Genomic DNA, 23,282 nt, shown 5'->3' with positions numbered 1-23,282 from the left:
TGTATGCGGGAGTACGGCAAGTTGTGCATAAGATTGAAAATAAATCGGACAGGCCGGTTTGGCTGTTGCCGACCAGGCGGCAGTCAATAGCTTACTTGACCGCTACTGTTCCTGCGCCGAGCAGCTCCTCGATCGCCGCGAACAGCTCCGGCGACGGCTTCACTTTATACATATCGCTTAGCGCAATCAGCTTCTGATTGCGTTCATAGAACAGCACCGTATTGAGCGCTCCTGAATGACCGGCGAGCAGCGCCTGAAGTCGTTCAAGCGCGCCCGACTGCTCGGTTGCAGCGCTGATTTTAATATACACGCGCTGCTGCTGTCGCTGGCGCGGAGCAGCAGAAGCCGGCTTGCGCTCCGCCGTTTCCGTTTGCCGTTCAGTAGCTGTCTCCACTGTACGCCTCTCCCCGGACCCCGAATATGGCCGGGACCGTTGCTCTGGCTGAGGCTTAGACTGCAATTGCAATTGCGATTGCGGCGAAGCGGTCCGCGCTGCGCGGGACGCCAGCTGACGGCGCATCTGCCGCACTCGATCAGCCAGACCCGGCGCCGCCTCTCCGCCAATCGGCAGCACATCCTCGACGATAAGCTTCAATTCCTCCTCCTGATGCTGTACCGTTGCCGATACAATCGCAAGTCCGCCCTTCTCAAGCTTATCCGAGACCCGCTTCCACACAGCCGGAAAAACTACCGCTTCCACACGCATGATTCGATCTTCAAGTTCCAAAAAGCCCATCGCATTGCCTTTTTTGTTCGTAAACGGCTTTAACGACACGATGCGCAAGCCCGCTACGGAGCCTGCGCCTTCCGGAGCTTCAGCCAGATCGACGAGACGATCCAAGCTAAGCGGAGCAAGAAGCTCCTCCGCGGCATCAAGCGGGTGGCCGGACAAATAGAGGCCAAGCAGCTCGCGCTCCAGCTCCAATTGTTCTCCTGTCGTATAAGGCCGAATATCAGGCATTTCGATATCCCAGTTTTGCACCTCGTCGAAACCGAACAGCTCGATTTGCAATTCCTCGCGCTCTTTGCGCCATTTAAGCGCAGCTTCTACGGTTTCATCCAGCGCGGCAAGCTGCTGCGCGCGGTGTCCGGGCAGCGAATCCAGCGCGCCGGCTTGAATCAGTGATTCAAGCACCCGCTTGTTGACGACGCGCAAATCAACGCGGCGGCACAGGTCCAGCAGACTTTCAAACGGCTGCTCGGCGCGTTCCCTCTCCAGCGCTTCGATCGCTTGCGTACCGACGTTTTTCACCGCGGCAAGCCCGAAGCGGACCGCCCCTTCCACCGGCGTAAACGTCACGCCGCTTTCGTTGACATCGGGGGGCAGCACGCCGATCCCCATGCGGCGGCATTCATCCACATACTCCGCTGTTTTGCGCTGATTGCCGGTTACCGAAGCGAGCATCGCCGCCATAAACGGAACGGGGTGATGGGCTTTCAACCAAGCGGTCTGGAAAGCCAGCACGCCGTAAGCTGCGGCATGGGCGCGCGGAAAACCGTAATCGGCAAATCGGACGATCATGTCATACACTAGGTTCGCATCTTCCTCCGCATAGCCTTGGCTCAGGCTTCCCTGGACAAAATGCGAGCGCTGCTCGTCAAGCACCTCGCGCTTTTTCTTCGATACCGCGCGCCGCAGCAAATCGGCTTCGCCGAGTGAAAAGCCCGCCATTCGAGAAGCAATTTGCATAATTTGCTCCTGATAGACGATGATGCCGTACGTATCGGCCAAAATCGGCTCAAGCGTCGGATGCGGGTATTCCACTTGAATATCGCCATGTTTTCCTTGAATATATTTCGGGATAAACTCCATCGGACCCGGACGATACAACGCCAGCACCGAGACGATATCCTCGAAATCGGACGGCTTCATCTCCCGCAGCACGCGGCGGACGCCTGTCGACTCCAATTGGAAAATGCCCATCGTATCGCCGCGCCCGAGCATTTCATACGTTAACCGATCATTATCGGAAATCGTCCGAAAATCGATATGGACTCCGTACTGCTGCTTCACCCAGCCAAGCGTCCGCTCCAAAATCGAGAGCGTGCGCAGCCCGAGAAAATCCATTTTGAGAAGGCCGATCGCCTCCAAATGCTCCATCGAATATTGCGTCAGCACGGACCGCTCGCCGCCCGATTGCAGCGGAACGTAGTCGGTTAACGGCCCTCCGGAAATAATGACGCCGGCCGCGTGCGTCGACGCATGGCGCGGCATCCCTTCCACCTTAAGCGCCATCTTCAGCAGCGCATCGGTTTTGGGCTGGCGCTCGCATGCTTCACGCAGAGCTTCGCTTTGCCGCAGCGCCTCCTCGAGCGTAATGCCGAGCTGATTCGGAATGAGCTTGGCTGCCCGATCCACCTCGGCGAACGGCACGTTCATCGCCCGTCCGACGTCGCGCACAGCGGCCTTTGCCGCCATTGTGCCGAACGTAATAATTTGCGCGACATGGTCTTCGCCGTATTTCTCCGCCACGTACGCAATGACTTCATCACGGCGCTCGTCGTTAAAGTCGATATCAATATCCGGCATCGTTATCCGTTCGGGATTAAGAAAGCGCTCAAAGAGCAGCTTGTATTTCAACGGATCGACATCCGTTATGCGCAGCGTATACGCCACGAGGCTGCCGGCCGACGAACCCCGTCCGGGACCTGTGCGGATGCCCTGTTCATGCGCGAATCGGATGAAATCCCAAACGATAAGAAAATAATCGCTAAAGCCCATATTCTCGATAACCGACAGCTCATAAGCAAGCCGCTCCTCTGCGAGTCGCCGGAAATCCGTTCCGTCCGACCACTGCTCCAGCAACGAGTACCGGGAGACAAGCCCTTCACGGCAGAGCTGCGCCAGGTAGTCCGCCGAGGACAGCCGCTCAGGAACCGGATGAAAAGCCGGCAGCGCAGCCCGTCCGAACGTCAGCTCGAAGCTGATTTTGTCCGCGATTTCAGCCGTATGGGCAATCGCCTCCGGCACATGACGGAACAACCGCTCCATCTCCTCGCCGCTTTTCATATACAGCTGATCGGTGTTCATCCGCATGCGGTCGGGGTCATCAACCGACTTGCCCGTTCCGATGCAAAGGAGCACATCCTGCACTTCAGCATCCTCGGGAGCCAGATAATGCACATCGTTAGTGGCGGCCAGCTTAATGCCGGTCTCTGCCGCCAATGCAATCATTGAAACGGCGACCTTTTTCTGCTCCAGCATTCCGTGATCCTGCAGCTCCAAATAAAAATCGTCGCCAAAAACAGCTTTATAACGCAATGCAGCGGCACGCGCTTCCTCACTCCGGTCATGGAGCAAATGCTGAGATATTTCGCCGTGCAGGCAAGAACTAAGACAGATAAGCCCTTCCGCATGAGCCGCAAGCGACTCCATGTCAATGCGAGGCTTGTAATGAAAGCCTTCCAAATGCGCAATCGAACTGAGCTTCATCAAGTTGCGATAGCCCGTCTCGTTCTTCGCTAGCAAAATTAAATGGTAGATCGGATTTTCCTTGCGGGTACCTTTCTCGAACCTGGAGCCCGCTGTGTAATACATTTCGCAGCCGATGATCGGCTTAATGCCCTGCTGAGCACACGCCCGATAAAAGGGAATCGCGCCATACATGACGCCGTGATCGGTCAACGCAAGCGCCTTCATCCCAAGACTCGCCGCTCTGGCCGCCAAATCGCGGATACGGGCGGCTCCGTCGAGCAGGCTGTATTCGCTATGGACGTGCAAATGCACGAATGATGACTGTTCACTGCTATCGATGCCGTTCATCCCGAATTCTTCCTCTCCGCTTCAGCTTTTCTCTGTTTCTATTTTATCATAATCGCCGCATACCCGCCCATAGAATGGTAGTAGACAGGCTCCATCCAGCAAATTGTTAAAGGCAGGTGCAGTTCTTGAACTATTTTCTAGCAAAAGCAGGGCTCGATTTCTTTATCGCATTCGGCGTTGTCCTGGGCGGCTCGATGCTAGCCGGCATCGGCTCGATCTTTTTGCTTATGCCCCCGGCAACGATGATGGTCAGTACGGCCGCCAACTTAAAAATATGGGCGATAGTAGCAGCTGTCGGAGGCTCGATTGATCCGATGAGAGTCATCGAAAGCAACCTTTCGTCCGGCCATTTATCGCCGGCCGCTCTGCAGATCGGCTATATCGCAGCCGCATTTCTTGGCGCGCACATGGGCACCGAGCTCGTAAAGCTCGTATGCAAAGGAGCGGCATAGCCTATGCGCGTGCCGCAATTCGATAAATATGTTCGGGCAATGCAGAGCCTCGGCGTTTTATTAGTCGGCATGGTCGTCGGCGCTGCAGTATACCACTCGCTTTTCCAGGCGCAGTTCGAGTCGCTTGTCAGCCTAAAAAAGGATTTGGAGGTCAGGTTGGTTCAATACGAAAACGATATCCAAAGCTTAAAAGAGCTCAACAACCAGCATACCGTCATCAAAAGCGTTGTTCTCCGAATTGAAGCGGAAGCCGGAGAAAAAGAAAAGCCCGTTCTCGATAAAGTGACCGAGAAGGAGCTTTTGCTGCGGATCAAAAAGGATTTGTCCGTCTATATTGGCAAGAGCATTTACGAAATCGACACAGACGCCCAATTCGCCCGCAAGCTGCTTAGTCAAAAAATATACTCTGACGTTCTGGAGAAAAGCTATACCGTCGATATCAATACGATGCTCGTCGTTGATAATGTGCTCACCGTATGGGTCAAGGTTCGAGCTTACGAGCGCCCGCCTTCCTGACCGGCTCTGTTATTTCCGAATTACCGCCGAACATGCTACAATAGCTGCAGTGATGTTTAGATTCTACAAAAAAGTGACTTTGAGCAGATCTCAAAGATTCTAATGTCAAGAGGTGTTCTTCCTTAATGGACTCGCTATTGCAATTCGTGTTTGCGCCGGGCATCATCATTACGCTGGCGCTGACTGTTCTGTTCAGCTTTAAATCCCGCCGTTCTGCCAATACGCGCGTACGCGGCTTGAACGCATCGCGAATGAATATGTGCATGGGTCTCATGCTAGTCTTCATCGCCGGCGTCCAGCTGTTTCTCTCAAACGAGTCGACAGCCCGCATCGTGATTGGCTCTTTGTTTCTCGTAATCGGCTTATTTAATTTATTTGCCGGTCTGCGCAACCACAGCATCTATCGGACGATGCAACAATAAATGAGCAAACAGGGGCATCTCCCCCGCGTCATTGCCTGACGCAAGCGGGATGCCCCTGTTGTATCATCATTCACATTCACCTTAATAGGAATCGATCATTTGCGCGGTCATCATCGCTTTAGCCGCCAAGCCGTTCGAATCGAGCACTTCGATTTCAAGCTTTGTCGACTTCCGGCTCATTTCCATCGCTCGCGGCACAATCGTAATTTCGCCGTCGATTTGCACCGGACGGACGAAATAAGCGGTCATTACGTCGATTAGATAGTCGCGCTTGCCCGTATCGCGAATCATCCGCCGGCCTGCTTGCGACATCAAGGTGACAAGAACTCCCTCGGATACCATACCGAGCGGACCTGACATTTGCGGCGTCATGACGCCGCGGTATCGCGGAAACCCTTCCGCATCATCCTCTGCAATGAAGCCCGTCCACATCAAATCTTCAAACGTCTCGCCCGACTCCGGCTGTTTGCCGGCGAACCGCATCGCATCAAGCACTTCTCGGCGCGTAATTACGCCGAGCAGCTTGCGATGGCGGTCAACGATCGGCAATAGATCGATGCCCTCCGCCGCCATCGTATGCGCCGCAGACGTTACCGTTATATTCGGCGCGGCCGTTATCGGATGCCGGGACATCAGCTTGTCAACCGTGTACGAATCCGGCGATCCGTACGCATCCTTCGCCGTCATCATGCCAATTACGCGGCCGCGGTCATCGACAACCGGAAAGCGCGAATACCCGGTTTCTTTCACAAGCCGCTGGAAATCATCCATCGTATTTTCCGCCCGCATAACGTCCGCAGGCTTGCTGAACGTCATCAAATCCTCGATCAGCATAATTTTCCGTTTAATTAATCGGTCATACATCGCACGGTTGATCATCGAAGCAACGGTAAACGTGTCGTGACGAGACGAAATGATCGGCAGCGCCTTCTCGTCGGCCAGCGCTCTTACCTCGTCGCTCGGTTCAAAGCCGCCGGTAATCAGAACGCCAGCGCCTTGCTCAAGAGCGCGGCGATGCGCGTTGGATCGGTTGCCGACAATCAGCAGGCTCCCTTCATCGATATAACGCAGCATCGCATCGAGCTCCATCGCGCCGATCACAAATTTATGCAGCGTCTTATCAAGTCCCCCCGCTCCTCCGAACAGCCGGCCCTCGACGATGTCGGCTACCTCTCCGAATGTAAGCTGGTCAAGCGCTTCCCTGCGCTTCCGGTCGATCCGTACGGTGCCGATCCGCTCCTTCGTGCTGACAAGCCCGGAATTTTCCGCTTCTTTAATCGCCTTATAAGCAGTCCCTTCGCTTACGCCCAGCTCTTTGGCAATTGCCCGCACGGAAATACGGGTGCCGATTTTCAATTCCTGTATATGATGCAAAATTTGCTCACGCTTTGTCCCTGTATCTGCGCCGGAACCAGTTGATTCCAAGATCCGTCCCTCCTCTGGAGTGGCATTATCCCATTACATTATACCAGTCCACTTGAGCGCGGGCGACCTTTAACTTCGCATCTACCAATTGCCCGTCAGCTCCGGCCAATTTATATTTCTCGAACAGCGGCTGCAGCCGATGAATGCTTATCGCTTCATTCGCCCCTTCAATGATGAACATTTTCCAATCGTATAATATAGGAACCGGATAGTTAAGCTGGTAGATAATCGCTTGATCGATAACGATTCGCTGCGGCGGGATTTCATCATACTTACTTGAAAACAGAAAAGAAACCTTCTCGCTAAAGGGTCTGGAAATGACGTCGGACTCCAAGCTGATATTGTATTCGACAATTTGCTGATGCGGATCGACCCTGCAGCAGAAACGACCTAGAGCATGTGCCGTTCTTTCCGTTTTATGTAGAACTCGATATGTAAATTGAACGCTGAAAGGCACATGCTGATAATAAGTTTGCACTTTCCGAAAAAACTCAAACTCATCTACCATGACAAAAATCCCCTTGTAAAAAGTTCCTATTAAGGAAATGATGATATTAGAATGAACCTTTTTACACAATTATAATAAAAAGCATATAATTTGGTCAATGACTATAGTAACTATTTTTATTATACTCTTTAGAACGTTGTTGCTTCGGCATTTTACGACTATCTTAATGCTGAGGTGACGACATTGAGCAAATTCGCTCATTACATCGGAGAAAACATTCGCAATCTACGCAAGGAAAGAGGGCTCAGTCAAGAGCAGCTCGCCCTCCGCGCCGAAATAAACGCCTCTTACATGGGCCAAGTGGAGCGCGGCGAGAAAAGTCCGACAATCGATGTGCTTGGAAAAATCGCCGGCGCTCTCCATTGCTCGCTGGAGCAAATCGTTGGCAGCGCCCCTTCGAAAGGGTCCGAAATCGACAGCAGCTATGCCGACAAAATCGCTCATCAAATGAGCGCCCTCTCCGTCAAAGAACAGGAAGCTGTTTACAAGTTTGTTAAACAACTGATTCAATTTAAGGAATTGGACTAAAAAATAAAGCGGGACTGATAAGCAAGTTCGCATCTTGCTCCTCAGTCCCGCTTTATTTTATTTTGCTATCCTCTGGCCCGGCTTCGCGAGCTGCCGGAAACGCTCTTCTCCAGCCTGCGCTCCCACATCCGCTTTTTCTGGCGGCGAATCCGTTCAATCTCCTTGCGCTTCTCTTCGCTCATAAGCAGCAGCGCGTTGAAATGTGCGGCGATGACGACCAGCGCAAATACCGTCCATACAAGCCCAAAGACGTTCGCAACGTTCCAAGGACCGCCTAACTCCAGCTTTGGCACCGCATAAACCAGCATCGCTATTGCCCCTATTAAATACAATACGTGTCGGCCTCTACCCTTCATACGTAAAGCTCACTCCCCTAACCTATCGGCTTGATTTCCATTGTATGCGTACTTGTCCGCTTTACAATATATGAAATCAGGAAGCTGGATTATGACCGTTATTCGAAAGCGAATCACTCCACTGCGCAGGCTGAATGTTCCTGCGATCGCCATTGCTCCCGGACTCCATGAACGAATCAGCTAAAGCAGGAGTCCGAGAGTAAAAGCGAACGCTACCGCTTCTCCGGAATTAGAAGGGACTGCGCCCAAAACAATTACGCTCTAATATCTAGACTTCGGCCCAAATTCGGGTCCAGGCTCGTCTCCATCATTTTTACGACGTTTTGCCCTTGCTGCTCAGCCTGGTTGTTAGCCATGTCGAGTATTTTTATGCTGACGGCCTGAGATAATGCGGATTGATTCAACGAAACAGACAAAGCTGCGATATCCACAGTCACACCCCCTTTAGCCCATTTATCGGCAAATTGGACGGCCTTCGTTAGTCCGGAACGGCTTGTTCGATCCGTTACACTTGCGCTCCGCGAGCCCAAATCCGCGCAGTTGCCGCGCAGACAAGCATCGCATTTATCCCCGCCAAATATAATACATGACGGCTTATGATAGGCGAGGGTTGGCGACTATTTTTTTCCAATTGTTGGCCAATCACCAAGGGATAGATGTCCTCATATGATGAAGTAATTCGTGTAAAACACCTAGTAGCCCAGCTCTCCGTCATTCCTCCCTGCTCGGAAGGAGATTTACAATGCTCAAATCGAAAGTTGCCGTCCAGGTGATCAGCTCCGGCATGATTCCGGAAGATACGCTAATGCTGGGCGAAGGCTGGCTTAAACAATGGAAAATACCGGAAGGTCAGCCGGTCGTGCTCAAAATGGGATCTTTCCGGCAGCATGTTAAAGTCATTTCGGTCGCTAAATATGACGGCATGCGCATCAGTCAAAGCTTGGCAAAAAAAATGGGTATTCTTGCGAATACTCCGCTGCGATTGCAATACAAAGCCGGATCATCCACCCTTACGCTTGGCCCGTTGATCGGCGTCCTCGTCAGCAGAGATTATCCAGCCGCGCCCGACAAGCCGTTCGGATCGATTACGATGTTTTGCCGGGAGCTCGTTGACGGCTGCGCTAACCAAGGCGGCTTAGTATATTTCTTCACGCCGAACCATATCGGCATGCAATCCGATTCTGTTGAAGGCTGGGTTTATGCCGACGGCTGGCGGAAGATCGCTATGCCTGCACCCGACGTCGTCAACAACCGGCTCACATCCCGAAAGCTTGAGAACAAGCCGAACGTGCAGCAGTTTCTGAAAGAAATTAAACAAAAATACGGAACCTCCGTATTCAACGAAAAATTTCTCGACAAGACGGAAGTGTTCGACGCGTTGAAAAAGGACTCTTCGCTAAGCCGCTATTTGCCGGAATCACACCTGCTGCGCAACTATACGACATTAAAAGCGATGTCCGCCCGATATGAAAATGTGTTTCTTAAGCCGGTTCGCGGCAGCCTCGGCAAAGGCATCATTCGCGTCTCGCGCAGCGAAAGCGGCGCGTACCAAGCCATGTTCACCACTGCCAACGGTTCCCGCAAACAGCAGTTTCCCAGTTTACTAAAGCTGTATGCGACTATATCGACGAAAATGAAGTCGGTTCGCTATCAAATTCAGCAAGGACTGCAGCTGATTGAAATCCAGAAGCGTCCGGTAGACTTTCGAGCGCTCGTACAGAAAAACGGCTCCGGCAAATGGTCGATTACTTCCATTGTCGCCCGGACTGCCGGCAGCCAGCATTTTGTTTCCAACCTGGCAAGAGGCGGAACGTTAAGCAAAGTTGGCGAAGCGGTTTCGAAATCGAATATGTCTTCCGGCAGAGGGGATGCCTCCAGCCGTTTGCAGCAGGCTGCGCTGTCGATCGCCAAAGGCGTCGAGACGCATATCCCGGCGCATTTCGGCGAGCTCGGCATCGATTTGGCGCTCGATTCCGGCGGTCGCGTCTGGCTGCTCGAGGTGAATTCCAAACCGTCCAAAAATGACAACACGCCGCTGACCGACAATAAAATTCGCCCATCAGTCCGTATGGTCATTCAATATTCCCGATATTTATCGGGCTTTTAGCGGAGGCGCCTATGATTGCTCTTATCCAGCTTGCCATTTTCGTTGCTTCGATCAAGGCCGCGCGGTCTGCCGAGGATTGTTCCGGGAGCGAAATGGCGCCCGCCATGCCCGAACGCCGATTCTATGAGCTTCTAAGCGAAGCAGCGGCCAGAATGCAAATCGATTTATTCGTGTTTTCACCGGCTGAATTCGATCACCGCACCGCTCAATTGAACGGCTATCGCTTCCGCAGCGGGAAGTGGGCGCTAGAACCATGCGCGCTGCCGGACATCGTCTACGACAGAAGCTTCTGCAGGAGCAATGAAGAGCAAGCCGACTGCCGGGCATCGCTCGCCGCCCTTCGGCGATTGAAGCCGTATCTCTCGTTAAACGGCAGCCTGCCTTCCAAATGGATCGTCTACAATACGCTGCTTGACGACAGCATTATCGCTCCGGCACTGCCGCCGACCCGGCTTATCGAGCGCCCCGACGAGCTGATGCCCATGCTAAAAGCGGCAAGCAGCGCCGGTCTATTTCTGAAACCATCCGCAGGCATGCAAGGCAAAGGGGTTATCCATGTCCGCCGCAATCCGTTAGCCGATCAATGGCTCGTCACTGGCCGAACCGGCAGCAACCGGCGCTTTGAGCATCAATTCGATTCGCATGAACGATTGGAAAGATGGACGGCGAAGGCTGTAGGCGGAGCTGCCTACTTGAGCCAGCCTTGCCTTTCTCTTCGGAGCCGCTGCGGAAGCCCTTTCGATGTGCGCGTTCTTCTGCAAAAGAACGAGCATGGCCGATGGACGGTAAGCGGAGCTGCGGCACGAGTCGGGGAGCCCGGTTCGCTTACCTCCAACCTGCACGGCGGGGGGAAACCGGCAAACGCCGCCTCCTATTTAGCCAATGAGTTTGGCCGGCGGCAAGCCGAACGGCTGCTGTCCCGGATGGAACAGCTCTCTCTTTATGCCGCGCCTAAGCTGGAAGAACGATTCGGAAGGCTTGCCGAGCTCGGCTTCGATTACGGCATCGAGCCTGACGGACGGCTTTGGCTGCTTGAGGTGAACTCCAGACCCGGGAGATCCGCCTTCCGGCAAATCGGCGATCGGCAAGCCGAGCGGCACTCGATTGAACAACCGCTGCGGTACGCGCGATTGCTTTCCAAGCGAATGCGCCCTCTTATCATCACGAATCCGCAAGCGAGCCGTTCCTATGATTCACACAGAAGGTTTCGGACTGACTACGTTCAGGAGGTTCATCCATGAGTTCGACAACTTGCAACGTGCATTTCTCCCAACAAAGCGATAAAGTGATCTATTTATCCAATACGCTTCTGAAAGAGCTAAAGCTGTCCGGCAAAAAAACGGTGAGTCTTAAGCTTGGCAAAGAAGTGATTACAGCCGCAATCAAACCGGTTAAACGGCAAGGCAACCATATCTATTTGTCAGCGGGCGTTCGCCAATCGATCCGCGTTCCGAAAGCCGGCCACATTCATGTTCTGGCTTCAGGCAACAATGAGGTTCAGATCGGCCCTCTTGTCGGCATTTTAAGCGATAACGGCACCCCCTCTTCCGACAGTATGCCGTTCGGCAACCGTACCGGTTTTATTAAGCAGGTCATCCGCTCCGGCGACCGCAACAGCTACTTGTTCGGCTTTACGCCCCATGACATCAACTGGCAGCAGGAGACGGTGAACGGCTATTTTCTCAACTCGCAGGGCGGCTGGTTCCGCAAAACCGTTCCGCTTCCAGATGTTGTCTATAACCGGCTGCCTAGCCGCAAAGCGGAAACATCAGCCTTGATCAGCTCCCTCCGGGAGCGATTCGTACGCCGTAAAATTCCGTTTTTCAATTGGAGCTTCTTCAACAAATCCGACGTCTACAAACTGCTCGACAACGACCCCGAGGCGCTGCATCACTTGCCGGAATCCGTCGTCAATCCTTCCTCTGAAAAAATAAAAACGATGCTGGAGAAGCATCATTTTCTCTATTTCAAACCGACGGCGGGAAGTCTCGGCATCGGCATTTACCGCTTGACCTATCATCCGAAGCGCGGCTATTTTGCAAGGTATCGGAAAGGCGACCGCAACGTGCTGCTGCGATTTTCCAATTTCAACAGTCTGGTGAGAATGCTGCAAGGCCGTCACGGCAGCTCGCTGAACGGTTACATTGTTCAGCAAGGCATTCGTCTGATCGAAATTGACGGATGTCCGCTCGACTTCCGGTTCCACATGCACAAAAACGGCAAGAACGAATGGATTCCGGCAGGAATCGGCGCCAAAAAAGCAGGACGCGGCAGCGTTACGACCCACGTTAAAAACGGCGGTTCCCTAATGACGCCGGAGCAGGCGCTGAACCGGACTTTCGGGGATAAAGCGGGCGAGGTGCTCGAGAAAGCAAAAGCGGCTTCCATCAAGCTGTCTGAAGCGATTGAACGCAATTATCCGCATCGTCTGGGCGAGCTTGGACTCGATATCGGCATCGACAAAGACGGTGAAGTTTGGATGTTCGAAGCAAACGCCAAGCCTGGACGCTCGATCTTCAAGCACCCTTCCCTTCGCTCCGAGGGGCGCGCTTCCGTCGACTATATCATTGAACATTGCCTGTACCTCAGCAAATTCCAGGGGGGGGACAGCTAATGGAAAGCATGACACCGGAGCTTGGAACAATTGCAGAAATTCGCGCTGGAAGGCCTGTTATCGCCATACTGACAGTCGACGACGATTTGCAATTGTTCAGGGGGAACCGAAGCAACTTCACCGATCTCATTCGGATTGGACAGCAGCTTGGTCATATCGTCTACGTGCTAACCGTAAAAAACTTGTATTTAAGCCACTCCAGCTTAAAAGGCTACGTCTATGACAGAGCGAATGACGTTTGGCAGCAGCGGCTAATGCCATTTCCCGACATCATTTACAACCGCATTCCGCTGCGCGAGGATGAGATTCAAAGAACGGTGCGAAACAAAATCGCTTCCTGTATCAGAAATCCGCGTGTCAAACTGTTCAATCCGTTCTTCTTCAACAAATGGGATCTGTTCGAATGGCTGCGTCAATCCAAAACGACTCGGCCATTCATTCCGACAACGCGAAAGCTTGTATCGGCAAGCGGGCTCGGCAGAATGCTGCAAAAGCATCCTTATCTTTACCTGAAGCCGGAGAGCGGCAAAGCCGGCAAAGGCATTATGACCATCAAGCTGCAGCCGGAAAAGCAACTCCCCTATTTGTTAAAAATACAGGATGACAAAAAAAGCTCCACTTACAATTGCGCATCGCTCGCAAAGCTTTGGTCACGCGTTCAAAAGCAGTGCGGCGATGAGCCCTATATTGCGCAGCAGGGCATACAACTCGCTTCCTACAACGACCGCAGATTCGATCTCCGCGCCCTCGTGCAAAAAAACGAACGGGGCAAATGGGATATTACCGGTATCGGAGCCCGATTGGCGGGCTCCTCCAGCATTACGACGCATGTGCCTCGCGGCGGAATGATAGAAGATCCCGAGAAGCTGCTCGCAAGTTCTTTTAACGCAGAGCAAGCGCGTAAAATATTAATTAAAGCGCGCCAAACATCGTTATTGATCGCCAGGCAGGTCGAACGCGGCTCCGGACAGCTGCTCGGAGAGATGTCGATGGATCTCGGCGTTGACGACTCGGGGAACATCTGGTTTTTCGAAGCCAATTCAAAGCCGATGAAATTCGATGAGCCTCATATCCGGCAAAAATCGCTGGAGCGCATTTTCCAATACAGCGCTTATTTAACCAAGCTCAAATATCAAGGGTAGCATCGCCGTCACGTTCAAGCGGCGGCAAAGAGAGGAGCACGGGCAATGGAACTGCAGCTGCTTACCCCCGAACTGTGGTTGAAAGAAAGAAAAAGACTGCTGGGATTTGCCGTCCGATTCGGGGAGAAGCGGCTGACGGTTGCAGCCGTTCACGCGCTAAGGCTGCTGGAGCCGTCGCTGCTTGCTGAAATGAACGAGGCGGGCGCTCCGGAAGCCGTCATTGCAGTCGCAAAGCTAAACGGCAGAATAGCCGGCATCGGCTTTGCCTCCGGGGGCGGAGAGCGAGGCAGCTTTTTTGTCGTACATCCCGATGCGCGCCGCTTGGGAATCGGCTCCGCCTTGGTCCGCGCAATGATCGATAAGCTCAGCAGCTTTACTTGCAATGTCGCGATTGACAACGTAGCCAGCATGAGACTGTGCTTTCAGCTAGGCCTGACCGCTGTGTCATTGCATACGGGTCCGACCGGCAAGCCAACGCTCCGTTTTGAAAGGAGAATCAACGATGACGCAGCCAGTACTCGGAATATTGACGCTTTATCTAAATGAAAACGGATTGCTCGAGGAGCGCGACATATACCAGAAGATGACCGTCGCCGGGCGTAAGCTCGGACTCGACGTCATCGTTTTTACGCCTAAGGATGTCAACTATCAATTGAACCGGATTCATGCGCAGGTCTATCATCCCGACGAGCGAAAGTGGACGCGTAAATGGACCTCGTTCCCTTCGCTAATTTTTGACCGCTGCCGCATACAACGGACGTACCGGTTCGAGCAGCTGAGACAGTTCCGCAATAAATACGGACATCTCAACTTTCTCAACCGCCCTCTTCGCAATAAATGGACGATTCATCGCATTCTGTCCAAGGATGCGAGATTTAGAAGCTACTTGCCTGCCTGCCGCATGGTCGATGGGCTTCAGGACGTATCCGACATGCTGCGCAAATATCCCCTCCTCTATTTGAAGCCGATTAACGGAACCGGGGGACGCGGCATTTTGCGCATTGAACGTAAAAAGAGCGGTTATTTGCTCATTCAGGGGAGAGCCCAGGACCGCCATATCATTAGTCCGAGACGCCTCTCTTCCTCTGAGTTGAACAGCTATTTGGCGGCTTGGGATTTAAAAAGTCATCGTTATTTGGTTCAGCAAGGGCTGCAGCTAAAGCTGCCGAACGGCAGAGTTCACGACTACCGCATGCTCGTGCAGAAAAACGGAGAAGGGTTATGGCAGGTAACCGGCTGCGCCGGACGGGTCGGCGCAGCCGGAAGCGTCACCTCCAACCTGCACGGCGGAGGGCATGCGATATCGATGAAGACATTGCTGAAGCAATGGCTCGGCAGCGAGGAGCGTGCAGCCGAGGTGACTGCGGAAGCAGAGCAGTTCGGCGTTGGCGTCGCTCAATATTTGGAAGTATGCTACGGCAGGCTCTGCGAGCTGGCGCTGGATCTGGCGATCGACCAGAAAGGGCATATATGGATGCTTGAGGTCAATCCTAAGCCTGCGCGGGAAGTGTTCGTGCAAGCTGGCGAAAAAGAAATTTACCGCACTGCGATAATTCGCCCGCTGGAATATGCCCTTTGGCTGCATAAGCAAAAGAAAAAACGAAAGCGTTCGAATGCAGCCGGAACCGCGGCTGCGGGCGGCGCTGGCGTGGTTCCGGCTGAACCGTCAAGCCTTCTGCAGCAATAGCCTTTGATAGAGCAAAAGGGATGTCCCGCGGTCATCGTCGATGACGTGCGAGACATCCCTTTGTCGTTATGCAGCCTTCACTTTTCTCCCTTTACTCTTTCACAAGCTCCAGCAGTTCAGGCATAGACGATATAAGCGCATCGCTTCCGTCCAGCTCCGCATCGCGGCCGTAGCCGGCATACGCGCAGCCTACGACGAGAAGTCCGTTGCGTTTGCCCGCTTCTACGTCGGAAGAACGGTCGCCGACCATCCAAGCCTTCTCGATGCCATGATCCTGAAGCAGACGAGCGACAAGATCAACCTTGCTTAACGTTTGGTATTCGCCGGCGCTGTACAAGCCGTCAAACAGCTCGGCTATGCCGCGATGCTTGGCAACTTCCTTTACGTAGCACTCGAGTCCGTTGCTCGCCACGAACAGCTTGATGCCTTGCGCCTTCAAGGCGGACAGCGTCTCAGCCGTTCCGGGATACAGACTCCCCTTGCCCGCCTCCAAATCCTCCACCTCATATTGCAGAAAGAGGTCATCGGCGCGCCTGCGCGCTGCCTCGGAGCTCTCAGGCATAATCTTGCGCCAAATATCGTCCAGCAGCATGCCGAGGCAAGCTAATATCTGTTCGATCGGCGGCGTCTCTTGCACATAAAGCCCTTCCTCGCGCAACGTATCGAACAATCGCGCATGTACCGAGCGAAGCAACGTTTCGGTCTCGAACAACGTGCCGTCCATATCAAAAATTACCGCTTCCGGTTTGTCGAATTTCATTGCTGTCAATGTATATACGCCCCTTACAATTAAAGCTTAATATTGATTTTGAATAGGCCGGCTTTTCGGGCAGCCATATAAATAATGATGACAAGCGGACCAAGGAATACGCCGATAACGCCTACGAGCTTAAAGCCGACGTAAAGGCTGATAAGCGCGGCCAAGGATCCGATGCCGACGGAATCGCCCAATATTTTCGGCTCGACGATGCGGCGGAACACGGTAATGAACAGAAACAAAATAAACAAGCCGATGCCCGTATACAAATCGCCGGTTACGGCAAGGTATGCGCCCCAAGGGACGAGCACCGAGCCTGTGCCGAGAATCGGCATGATGTCGACGATAACAATAAGCAGCGCAATAGCGAGCGGGTACTTCACATCAAGAATGAGCAAACCGACGATGGAGATGGCATAGGTCATCGCGCTTAAAATAATTTGCGAGCGCAGAAAACCGAAAATCGATTTTTTCAAATTGACCAGCACTTCGTTCACTTGCGGCCTCGACTTCTCCTCGAACAGCGAAAGCACGGAAGCTTTCATCGTATTGAGGCTGTAACCAAACATATAGACCGCCACCAAAAAAACGATAAAGAAAATGAACATGCCGGGAATGCCCGAAGCGAACGAGATAACTGCGCTTGACAATGATTTGACCATGCTTGTCAGCGTATTGCCGAGACCTGTCAGCCAATTTTCCACTTGCGCAACCGCATCCGGCGACAAATGCTCGTAAAGCGTTTTAGTTTCATCCATCAATTGGGTAACATATGTATTGGCGTCGCTGACGTAACCGGGAACCCGCTGCGCAAACGCAAGCAGTTCGGTTACGATCTTTACGCCAAGCAGCGCCATGAGACCTAAAAGGATAACGGTAAACAGCGTGCTTGATATCGTCGAGGCAATAAGTCTGTTCATGCGAAATTTGCCTACGAACAACTGCGTCAGCGGTTCTATAAAAATAGCGACGACCAGCGCAAGCAAGAACGGCGCTCCAACCGTAAACAGCAAGTAGAGCAACAATAAGCCCACTGCCAGCAGGAGCAATGTTTTAACGGACAAGCGATCCCCTCCTTGACATAAATGACATCAGGATCTATTACTACCATACTCTCAAAATTCCCATCCGATTCCGGCGATTTCACAGAACAGCTGAACGGTTACAAAATCGCGCGACGTTGAAGGAAATCAACATCGCCGTAATACATATCTTTGACGAGCAAGTTCGGGCCGCAGCAGGAGGCTGCCGGACAATAGCAGTTGACGCTTCGGGCCAAAGAATGGCCAAGCCAGCGATCGAATACATCGTCGAGCTTCTCCGATTCAATATTGCCGAAGGACGGCACATCGGAGAAGTCGGTTACGAACACTTCGCCTGTAAACAGATTAACGTTCAACCGATTGCGTCCGTCGGGATCGTTGCGCACCGTTACGTTTGGCTCCTGCTGGAGGCGCGTCAGCAGCGCGCGTTCCTCAGCGTCGTCGCTGCAATGATAGAACGGCAACGTGCCAAACAGCATCCAAACCGAGCGATCGCGGGATTCCAGCAGCTTCTCGATGGCGCGGCGCATTTGCAGGCGATCAATCGCCGGCAAATCTTTCGCGAAGGAGCTTGGATACATCGGATGCACTTCATGGCGCTGGCAGCCCATCTCCACGATCAGGCGATGGATCTCATCAATCTTTTCATGCGTTCGGTAATTGATCATCGATTCAGCCGATACGAGCACGCCGGCGTCGCTTAAGCGGCGGGCATTGTCAATCATCCTGTCGTAAAGCTTAACGGCCGCATCGCGTGAAACGGAATGTCCTGCTTTGGCAAAGCCGATCGCGTGGAAATCGTCCGCCGTCGTGTAATTGAATGAAATATGCATGACATCCAAGTACGGAGCAAGCTGCTCGTAGCGGCTGTAGGGAAGCGTAACATTGGAATTAATCTGCGAGCGGATTCCTCTGCTTCTTGCGTACTGCAGCAACGGAACCATATACTCCTTTACCGTACGGTCGGAGAAGCTTGGTTCGCCGCCCGTAATGCTGATCGTTTCTAAATGTTCAACCTCGTCAAGCCGGCGGAGCATCAGCTCAAGCGGCAGCTTAGCCGGCTCCGCCATTACGAGCGTGTCGCCAACAGCGCAATGCTCGCATCGCATATTGCACAGATTCGACACGGTCATTTCTACGCTTGTCAACTTGTGTCTGCCGAACTTCTGGACCGACCGGACCGGGTCCCACGGATCATTTGCCGGAGACAAGGCGGCAAGCGCTTCTTTTCTATGTTGCAAATCAATCGTATTCATTGTATCAGCACCTGACTTTCTTGATTATATCCATTGTAATGTCCACGCCCAAATGACGCAAATAAGAATATTCCAGGCAAAAGGCGCAAAAAAAAGAAGCCTGCTAACTGCTCGGCTTCTTGTTTCTCGCTATATTCCCGATGCAAGCTGAACCTCGCCGCCGTCGCCGTCCACTCCAACAATCATTGTCGACAGTTGTTTGGACAGATCGACTTCATAGGGAACGGCCAGCTCTTCGCCTGCTTCGTTATACAATATACGAACAACCGGACGATGCGGATAAGAGATGTTATAGTCGACAACGACTCCAACCTCTCTTGTATGTAAACGAACGGTAATTCCGATTGGGTAAATCGCCACCTTGTCGCGAAACAGCTGTACCATATGCTGTTCATACAGCGTGCCTGTGCCTGCGTACAACAGCTCGATGGCTTGATGAGGGAGCATAGGCGAACGGTATACGCGATTCGTTGTCATCGCGTCATAGGAATCGACGAGACCGATCCATTTGGCGTAATCATGAATCTCATTGCCCTTGATGCCGCGCGGATAACCGCTTCCGTCAAGCCGCTCATGGTGCTGAAAAGCGCAATGCGCCACTTGAAGCGGCAAATTCGGCTCATCCTTCAGCAGCTCATAGCCGATTCTGGCATGGCTCTTCATCATCACGAACTCTTCCGCAGTAAGCCGGTCCGGCTTCTTCAACACATCCATTGATATTTGCGTCTTTCCGATATCGTGAAGCAGCGCTCCCATCCCCAGCACGACGAGCTCATCCCGCGAATAGCCGTAGGCGGTGCCAAGCAGCGTCGTATAGACGCAAACATTCAGCGAGTGCTGAAACAAATAGTCATCGACAATCCCCATATTCATCAGCATAATCATAGCGTCCCGATGGCTGGACAAATCGTCGATAATCATATTCATCATATTTCGAAACGGTTGTGCGATATATGGATAAGTGACCCCTTTTTTACGTTTCGGACGATCCATCATATGGCGGAAATTCGTCTTAATTTCTTTAAGGGCGATTCGCATCGTATCATCACTAATAATTTCAGGCGTGACAATATCATCCGTCCGCGGATCGACAATAAACACATAGTAAATGCCGCATTGCTCCAGACGGGTTATTAACCTGCTTGTTAATTCAACATTTTCCCCCAAGAGGACAAGACCTTCGCCGGAGAAAATCTTTTTGGCCAGCTTCATTCCTGGTCGGCATTGCGCTAAAGGTACCAAACGCATTTTCTCGATCCTTCCCTAACGTGGATATTTATACTATACATCGGAAAAAGCGGGTCGTAAATTAACTTTAAGGTAAATTAGCGTATATCGCAACCATTTTCTTCTTTAATTCGACATAATTCTCCAACGTTTGTTGTTGCATTCTTTTACCGCTGACTCGTTCGTCAGCTCGGCCGCGATGACATCGCGAATGAATTCCGGCAAGTAATAGGATATTTCACGTCCTTGTCCAAGCGTTAAATAGCCGATATGAAATGTAAACATATCAATGCAGCCAACGATATAATCCCGCTCGTCTGCGAGCGGCTCGGCACCGACAAGAACGGTTGTCAGCCTCTCCATCGGCAATCGCCTTGGATCATATTCGACCGTCATGCCGTCGACGGCAAGCGTCCCTAGCACTTCTCCGCGAAAGCCGTAGCCTTTAATCGGCTTCTCGATAAATTCAGGGAGCAGCGCCTCCTCGAGCGCTGTTCGAATCTCCTTGCCGGTGAGCGTCATCCGGCAAGGATTGATCGGCGACGGACAGAGGGCGTGAAGCTCTCCCTCTGTCACGTCGCCCGCGGCCAAGCCGCCGAGCAGCTGCCCCGTATTGACGATGCCGATTTCGGCATCGGCATGGCGGCGCAGGCCGGCGGCCAGCAAGTTGCCGAGCGGCGATTCCCGCTCGGCGAAGGCGGGCAGCGGCGTCTCGAGCCGGGCGATGACCCGGCTCAGGCGGCGCTGGCCCGCCTCGCGGAAGCCGCCGATGATAGCGGCGGCTTCGCGTTGCTCCGCGTATGCGGCCGTAGGCACGCATGACGCGCGGAACATTGGGCGCTTCGAGTCCGGCTGCAGCCCGACCTCAACGCGCCCGATATACTCGCCGAATTTACCGGCAGCGCAAATTGTCGTTGTGCCGATGACGATCGGCTCCTCAAGCAAATGATGCGTATGCCCGCCCATAATAAGATCGACGCCTTCAATCTCTTCGGCTATCTGCTTGTCGAACGCCAGACCTAAATGCGACATTACCGCTATAACGTCAACCTTGCCGCGCAATTGTCTTACTTGTTCTTGAACAGCTTGCAGCGGATCGGTTAAATCCCAGCCCAGCAGCGAATAAAAGTCGGTAAATCTCGCCGTTACTGCGATTAATCCGATCGAAATCCCATTTTTCTCTATGATCGCATATGGCTTTACCCATTCCGGAAGCTTGCCTGTATGGGTTAAAGGCATATTCGCGCCGAGCACTTCGAATTTCGCCTCGACATATGCCTCTTCCAATTCATCGCGCGAATAAGTAAGCCCTTCATTGTTGCCAAGCGCAATCGCCTCGTAGCCTGCGGCGTTTAACAGCGCAACGTTTACTTTGCCGTCGCTGCCCTCCGTTTCCAGCCTGATCCGATCCATATGATCGCCAATATCGATAACGAGAACGCGATCCGTTCCGTATTTGGCGCGTTCGATATCGATATACGTGGCTATTTTCGCGGCATTTTCCAAACGGCTATGAATATCGTTGCTATGAAGGATCACGATTTGTTGTCCGTCCATGCCCCGCTTACCCTCCAATTTGCGACATTCTCCGATCGGTTGGCATGTGCGATTGCGCTTCATTTGCCAGCTTCTCGGCCATTTCATGATTTTCCGGCTTCACGTCCATTGCCCGGTACAGCAGCTGCTCCATCGCAGATCGGTTGCCGAGCGCATCCTTTACATTCAATTCATCCACCCAATACAAGCATGGCTTGATCGATCCGTCAGCAGTCAAGCGCAGCCTGTTGCAGCTTTTGCAAAAATGATCGCTGATCGGATGAATAAGGCCGAAAGAGCCGACTCCGCCTTCCATTTCCCAATCGTCCGAGGGACCGTTCCCTTGAACATTCGTGCGGCGCGAGATGCGATAGCCTTCCGCTTCAGCCACCTCTAGCACGCGGGACAACGGCAAATAATGAGACCGCCAATTGTCGTCGGCATGACCAATCGGCATATATTCGATAAAACGAACATGCATCTGATGCTCGTAAGCCAGCTTTAAAAATTGTGCGATTTCATCCTCATTAATGCCTTTCAGCAATACGCAGTTCAGTTTGATTGGACCAAGCCCTGCAGCCGCAGCCGCCTCAATCCCTTCCATTACCTTCTTCAGCTCGCCTCTGCGGGCGATAAATCGGAATCTCGCCGGGTCAAGCGTATCCAAGCTTATATTAACGCGGTTCAAGCCGGCTGCTTTAAGCGCCGCAGCCTGTTTGCCAAGCAGAATGCCGTTTGTCGTCAGCGCAATATCTTTAATGCCGGGTATTGCAGACAGTCTGCGAATGAGCCCGTCCAGACCCGGGCGAACGAGCGGTTCCCCGCCGGTAATGCGCAGTTTCGTTACCCCTAACGACGCAGCGGTCTCCACCACTTCCACAATATCATCATAGCTTAGCAATTGCTCTGAAGGAGCGAATTCCATTCCTTCCTCCGGCATGCAATAAAGGCACCGCAAATTGCATCTATCCGTTACAGAAATTCGCAAATAATCATGAATGCGTCCAAATCGGTCCATTAATTGTAACATGCCGTCCACTCCTTACTTCAGGAATTTGAGCTCCGCTCAAATTCACACCTCTTCTGTCTTTAGCATAACATTTTTCAGCCTATTATGATATGCTTATAACCATACTATCCTATTGCTTGTGAGGTTAATTAACATGGAATTCAACTGGACAATCCAATTATTTGCAGGACTTCCGGAACGTTTCGGGGCCAGCCGGATCAGCTTCGCTGCCGAAGAACAACAAATGACTGCCGCACAGCTCAAGCAGCTGCTTGCCGATCAATATAAAGAGCATGCCGATTTGCTTCTCATTTCATTTGTCGCATGCAATCAAACCTATGCTTCTGACGATTCGATTGTTCGAGCATCAGACGAGCTTGCCCTTCTTCCGCCAGTATCGGGAGGCGAGCCTGCTGACAGCGAGCCGAATCGCAGCAGTAATCCTTATGTTATTACGGATCAAGCCATCGACAGCAATGAAGTGCTTGCCAAAGTCATTACAGCCGATCACGGCGCCGCCCTTGCCTTTGTCGGCACGACAAGAGAATGGACGCATGGCAAACGCACAGTAAGACTCGAGTACGAGGCTTATGAGCCAATGGCTGTAAAAATGATGGCGAGCATCGGGGAAGAGCTGGCTGAGCGCTGGCCGGGCACGTTATGCGCGATTACGCATCGCATAGGCGCCGTGGGCATTGCCGAGACCAGCGTCGTCATTGCCGTTTCATCGCCGCATCGCGAAAGCTGCTACGAAGCAAGCCGCTATGCTATCGAACGATTAAAACAAATCGTCCCGATCTGGAAAAAAGAAATATGGGAAGACGGCTCGGAATGGAAGGGACATCAGCTAGGTCCTTGGAAGCCGAACACTCCTTTAGAAGGATTTTAATTGGAGTATTTTAATAAAATGACACCGTTCGACAAACTTCATTTA

22 protein-coding genes are annotated in these 23,282 nt (G+C 52.6%); 11 read left to right on the top strand and 11 right to left on the bottom strand.

Annotated elements, in window-relative coordinates:
- Window positions 1-91: 91 nt before the first annotated feature.
- Entirely contained in the window at window positions 92-3,763 is a 3,672-nt protein-coding gene (locus tag GOM71_RS00750) for a DNA polymerase III subunit alpha (protein ID WP_156277377.1), read from the bottom strand.
- Window positions 3,764-3,888: 125 nt separating this feature from the next.
- On the opposite strand from GOM71_RS00750, the gene GOM71_RS00745 reads away from it, so the two are divergent.
- The 3 genes from GOM71_RS00745 (at window position 3,889) to GOM71_RS00735 (ending at window position 5,153) form a co-directional block, all read left to right on the top strand.
- Window positions 3,889-4,215, top strand: coding sequence for a YtrH family sporulation protein (locus tag GOM71_RS00745; protein WP_156277375.1), 327 nt, complete (start codon window positions 3,889-3,891; stop codon window positions 4,213-4,215).
- Window positions 4,216-4,218: 3 nt separating this feature from the next.
- Window positions 4,219-4,731 carry a sporulation membrane protein YtrI gene (locus GOM71_RS00740; protein ID WP_156277373.1) on the top strand — a complete coding sequence of 171 codons (513 nt, stop codon included), beginning with the start codon at window positions 4,219-4,221 and terminating at the stop codon, window positions 4,729-4,731.
- A 125-nt stretch (window positions 4,732-4,856) separates the two neighbouring features.
- Window positions 4,857-5,153, top strand: a complete 297-nt coding sequence (locus GOM71_RS00735; protein ID WP_156277371.1) for a YtpI family protein — start codon at window positions 4,857-4,859, stop codon at window positions 5,151-5,153.
- A gap of 81 nt (window positions 5,154-5,234) precedes the next feature.
- On the opposite strand, the gene GOM71_RS00730 is transcribed toward GOM71_RS00735, so the two are convergent.
- Together GOM71_RS00730 and GOM71_RS00725 are read right to left on the bottom strand one after the other, a co-directional pair.
- Window positions 5,235-6,578 carry a DRTGG domain-containing protein gene (locus GOM71_RS00730; RefSeq protein ID WP_156277369.1) on the bottom strand — a complete coding sequence of 448 codons (1,344 nt, stop codon included), beginning with the start codon at window positions 6,576-6,578 and terminating at the stop codon, window positions 5,235-5,237.
- A 25-nt stretch (window positions 6,579-6,603) separates the two neighbouring features.
- Window positions 6,604-7,086: a hypothetical protein gene (locus GOM71_RS00725; RefSeq protein WP_156277360.1), complete on the bottom strand. Its 483-nt coding sequence runs from the start codon at window positions 7,084-7,086 to the stop codon at window positions 6,604-6,606.
- A gap of 183 nt (window positions 7,087-7,269) precedes the next feature.
- On the opposite strand from GOM71_RS00725, the gene GOM71_RS00720 reads away from it, so the two are divergent.
- Window positions 7,270-7,614: a helix-turn-helix domain-containing protein gene (locus GOM71_RS00720; protein ID WP_156277358.1), complete on the top strand. Its 345-nt coding sequence runs from the start codon at window positions 7,270-7,272 to the stop codon at window positions 7,612-7,614.
- A 65-nt stretch (window positions 7,615-7,679) separates the two neighbouring features.
- Here the strand turns inward: GOM71_RS00720 and GOM71_RS00715 are convergent, their stop codons facing one another.
- Together GOM71_RS00715 and GOM71_RS24185 are read right to left on the bottom strand one after the other, a co-directional pair.
- Window positions 7,680-7,922 carry a hypothetical protein gene (locus tag GOM71_RS00715; protein WP_253944614.1) on the bottom strand — a complete coding sequence of 81 codons (243 nt, stop codon included), beginning with the start codon at window positions 7,920-7,922 and terminating at the stop codon, window positions 7,680-7,682.
- Window positions 7,923-8,224: 302 nt separating this feature from the next.
- Entirely contained in the window at window positions 8,225-8,401 is a 177-nt protein-coding gene (locus GOM71_RS24185) for a YjfB family protein (protein WP_367649407.1), read from the bottom strand.
- Between the two features lie 311 nt (window positions 8,402-8,712).
- Between GOM71_RS24185 and GOM71_RS00705 the strand changes: the two genes are divergently transcribed.
- The 6 genes from GOM71_RS00705 to GOM71_RS00680 are packed head-to-tail and all read left to right on the top strand — an operon-like array spanning window position 8,713 to window position 15,520.
- Window positions 8,713-10,077, top strand: coding sequence for a YheC/YheD family endospore coat-associated protein (locus tag GOM71_RS00705; RefSeq protein ID WP_156277352.1), 1,365 nt, complete (start codon window positions 8,713-8,715; stop codon window positions 10,075-10,077).
- Window positions 10,078-10,088: 11 nt separating this feature from the next.
- Window positions 10,089-11,318, top strand: a complete 1,230-nt coding sequence (locus GOM71_RS00700) for a YheC/YheD family endospore coat-associated protein (protein WP_156277350.1) — start codon at window positions 10,089-10,091, stop codon at window positions 11,316-11,318.
- The gene (locus tag GOM71_RS00695) at window positions 11,315-12,691 is read left to right on the top strand and encodes a YheC/YheD family endospore coat-associated protein (RefSeq protein ID WP_156277348.1); all 1,377 of its coding nucleotides are present in this window, start codon (window positions 11,315-11,317) and stop codon (window positions 12,689-12,691) included. The genes GOM71_RS00700 and GOM71_RS00695 overlap by 4 nt, the downstream gene beginning before the upstream one ends.
- Complete coding sequence (locus GOM71_RS00690; protein ID WP_253944613.1) at window positions 12,691-13,833, top strand: YheC/YheD family endospore coat-associated protein; 1,143 nt, start codon at window positions 12,691-12,693, stop codon at window positions 13,831-13,833. The genes GOM71_RS00695 and GOM71_RS00690 overlap by 1 nt, the downstream gene beginning before the upstream one ends.
- Before the next feature lie 45 nt (window positions 13,834-13,878).
- On the top strand, window positions 13,879-14,379 hold the full coding sequence (locus GOM71_RS00685; RefSeq protein WP_156277346.1) for a GNAT family N-acetyltransferase: 501 nt from the start codon (window positions 13,879-13,881) through the stop codon (window positions 14,377-14,379).
- Complete coding sequence (locus GOM71_RS00680) at window positions 14,336-15,520, top strand: YheC/YheD family endospore coat-associated protein (protein WP_156277344.1); 1,185 nt, start codon at window positions 14,336-14,338, stop codon at window positions 15,518-15,520. Before GOM71_RS00685 ends, GOM71_RS00680 begins: the two co-directional genes overlap by 44 nt.
- A gap of 91 nt (window positions 15,521-15,611) precedes the next feature.
- Here GOM71_RS00680 and GOM71_RS00675 read toward each other — a convergent pair whose 3' ends face one another.
- From GOM71_RS00675 to moaA, 6 genes are all read right to left on the bottom strand, one after another.
- Window positions 15,612-16,280, bottom strand: coding sequence for an HAD family hydrolase (locus GOM71_RS00675; protein ID WP_156277554.1), 669 nt, complete (start codon window positions 16,278-16,280; stop codon window positions 15,612-15,614).
- A 29-nt stretch (window positions 16,281-16,309) separates the two neighbouring features.
- A complete protein-coding gene (ytvI, locus tag GOM71_RS00670; protein WP_156277342.1) occupies window positions 16,310-17,341 on the bottom strand; it encodes a sporulation integral membrane protein YtvI in 1,032 nt (343 codons plus the stop codon).
- 98 nt (window positions 17,342-17,439) lie between these two features.
- Window positions 17,440-18,576 (bottom strand): radical SAM/CxCxxxxC motif protein YfkAB, encoded by a 1,137-nt coding sequence (yfkAB, locus tag GOM71_RS00665; protein WP_156277340.1) that lies wholly within the window; start codon window positions 18,574-18,576, stop codon window positions 17,440-17,442.
- Between the two features lie 129 nt (window positions 18,577-18,705).
- Entirely contained in the window at window positions 18,706-19,824 is a 1,119-nt protein-coding gene (locus GOM71_RS00660) for an HD-GYP domain-containing protein (protein ID WP_156277338.1), read from the bottom strand.
- A 105-nt stretch (window positions 19,825-19,929) separates the two neighbouring features.
- Complete coding sequence (locus tag GOM71_RS00655) at window positions 19,930-21,360, bottom strand: bifunctional metallophosphatase/5'-nucleotidase (protein WP_156277336.1); 1,431 nt, start codon at window positions 21,358-21,360, stop codon at window positions 19,930-19,932.
- Window positions 21,361-21,367: 7 nt separating this feature from the next.
- The gene (moaA, locus tag GOM71_RS00650; protein WP_156277334.1) at window positions 21,368-22,369 is read right to left on the bottom strand and encodes a GTP 3',8-cyclase MoaA; all 1,002 of its coding nucleotides are present in this window, start codon (window positions 22,367-22,369) and stop codon (window positions 21,368-21,370) included.
- A 133-nt stretch (window positions 22,370-22,502) separates the two neighbouring features.
- Here moaA and GOM71_RS00645 point away from each other — a divergent pair, with 133 nt between their 5' ends.
- Window positions 22,503-23,237, top strand: coding sequence for a molybdenum cofactor biosynthesis protein (locus GOM71_RS00645; RefSeq protein WP_156277332.1), 735 nt, complete (start codon window positions 22,503-22,505; stop codon window positions 23,235-23,237).
- Window positions 23,238-23,282: the final 45 nt, after the last annotated feature.

Origin of the sequence: Paenibacillus sp. NEAU-GSW1 (genome assembly GCF_009737085.1) — a bacterium.
GTDB lineage: Bacteria > Bacillota > Bacilli > Paenibacillales > Paenibacillaceae > Pristimantibacillus.
The sequence above is the reverse complement of the archived record's forward strand: the minus strand, read 5'-3'. Positions and strand labels throughout refer to the sequence as shown.

Excerpts from the sequence above, each read along its gene's own strand:
- GOM71_RS00750 (WP_156277377.1), bottom strand. The coding sequence starts at position 3,763 with ATGAACGGCATCGATAGCAGTGAACAGTCATCATTCGTGCATTTGCAC.
- GOM71_RS00740 (WP_156277373.1), top strand. The coding sequence starts at position 4,219 with ATGCGCGTGCCGCAATTCGATAAATATGTTCGGGCAATGCAGAGCCTC.
- GOM71_RS00735 (WP_156277371.1), top strand. The coding sequence starts at position 4,857 with ATGGACTCGCTATTGCAATTCGTGTTTGCGCCGGGCATCATCATTACG.
- GOM71_RS00725 (WP_156277360.1), bottom strand. The coding sequence starts at position 7,086 with ATGGTAGATGAGTTTGAGTTTTTTCGGAAAGTGCAAACTTATTATCAG.
- GOM71_RS00715 (WP_253944614.1), bottom strand. The coding sequence starts at position 7,922 with ATGCTGGTTTATGCGGTGCCAAAGCTGGAGTTAGGCGGTCCTTGGAAC.
- GOM71_RS00705 (WP_156277352.1), top strand. The coding sequence starts at position 8,713 with ATGCTCAAATCGAAAGTTGCCGTCCAGGTGATCAGCTCCGGCATGATT.
- GOM71_RS00700 (WP_156277350.1), top strand. The coding sequence starts at position 10,089 with ATGATTGCTCTTATCCAGCTTGCCATTTTCGTTGCTTCGATCAAGGCC.
- GOM71_RS00695 (WP_156277348.1), top strand. The coding sequence starts at position 11,315 with ATGAGTTCGACAACTTGCAACGTGCATTTCTCCCAACAAAGCGATAAA.
- GOM71_RS00690 (WP_253944613.1), top strand. The coding sequence starts at position 12,691 with ATGGAAAGCATGACACCGGAGCTTGGAACAATTGCAGAAATTCGCGCT.
- GOM71_RS00685 (WP_156277346.1), top strand. The coding sequence starts at position 13,879 with ATGGAACTGCAGCTGCTTACCCCCGAACTGTGGTTGAAAGAAAGAAAA.
- GOM71_RS00680 (WP_156277344.1), top strand. The coding sequence starts at position 14,336 with ATGACGCAGCCAGTACTCGGAATATTGACGCTTTATCTAAATGAAAAC.
- GOM71_RS00675 (WP_156277554.1), bottom strand. The coding sequence starts at position 16,280 with ATGAAATTCGACAAACCGGAAGCGGTAATTTTTGATATGGACGGCACG.
- yfkAB (WP_156277340.1), bottom strand. The coding sequence starts at position 18,576 with ATGAATACGATTGATTTGCAACATAGAAAAGAAGCGCTTGCCGCCTTG.
- GOM71_RS00660 (WP_156277338.1), bottom strand. The coding sequence starts at position 19,824 with ATGCGTTTGGTACCTTTAGCGCAATGCCGACCAGGAATGAAGCTGGCC.
- GOM71_RS00655 (WP_156277336.1), bottom strand. The coding sequence starts at position 21,360 with ATGGACGGACAACAAATCGTGATCCTTCATAGCAACGATATTCATAGC.
- moaA (WP_156277334.1), bottom strand. The coding sequence starts at position 22,369 with ATGTTACAATTAATGGACCGATTTGGACGCATTCATGATTATTTGCGA.
- GOM71_RS00645 (WP_156277332.1), top strand. The coding sequence starts at position 22,503 with ATGGAATTCAACTGGACAATCCAATTATTTGCAGGACTTCCGGAACGT.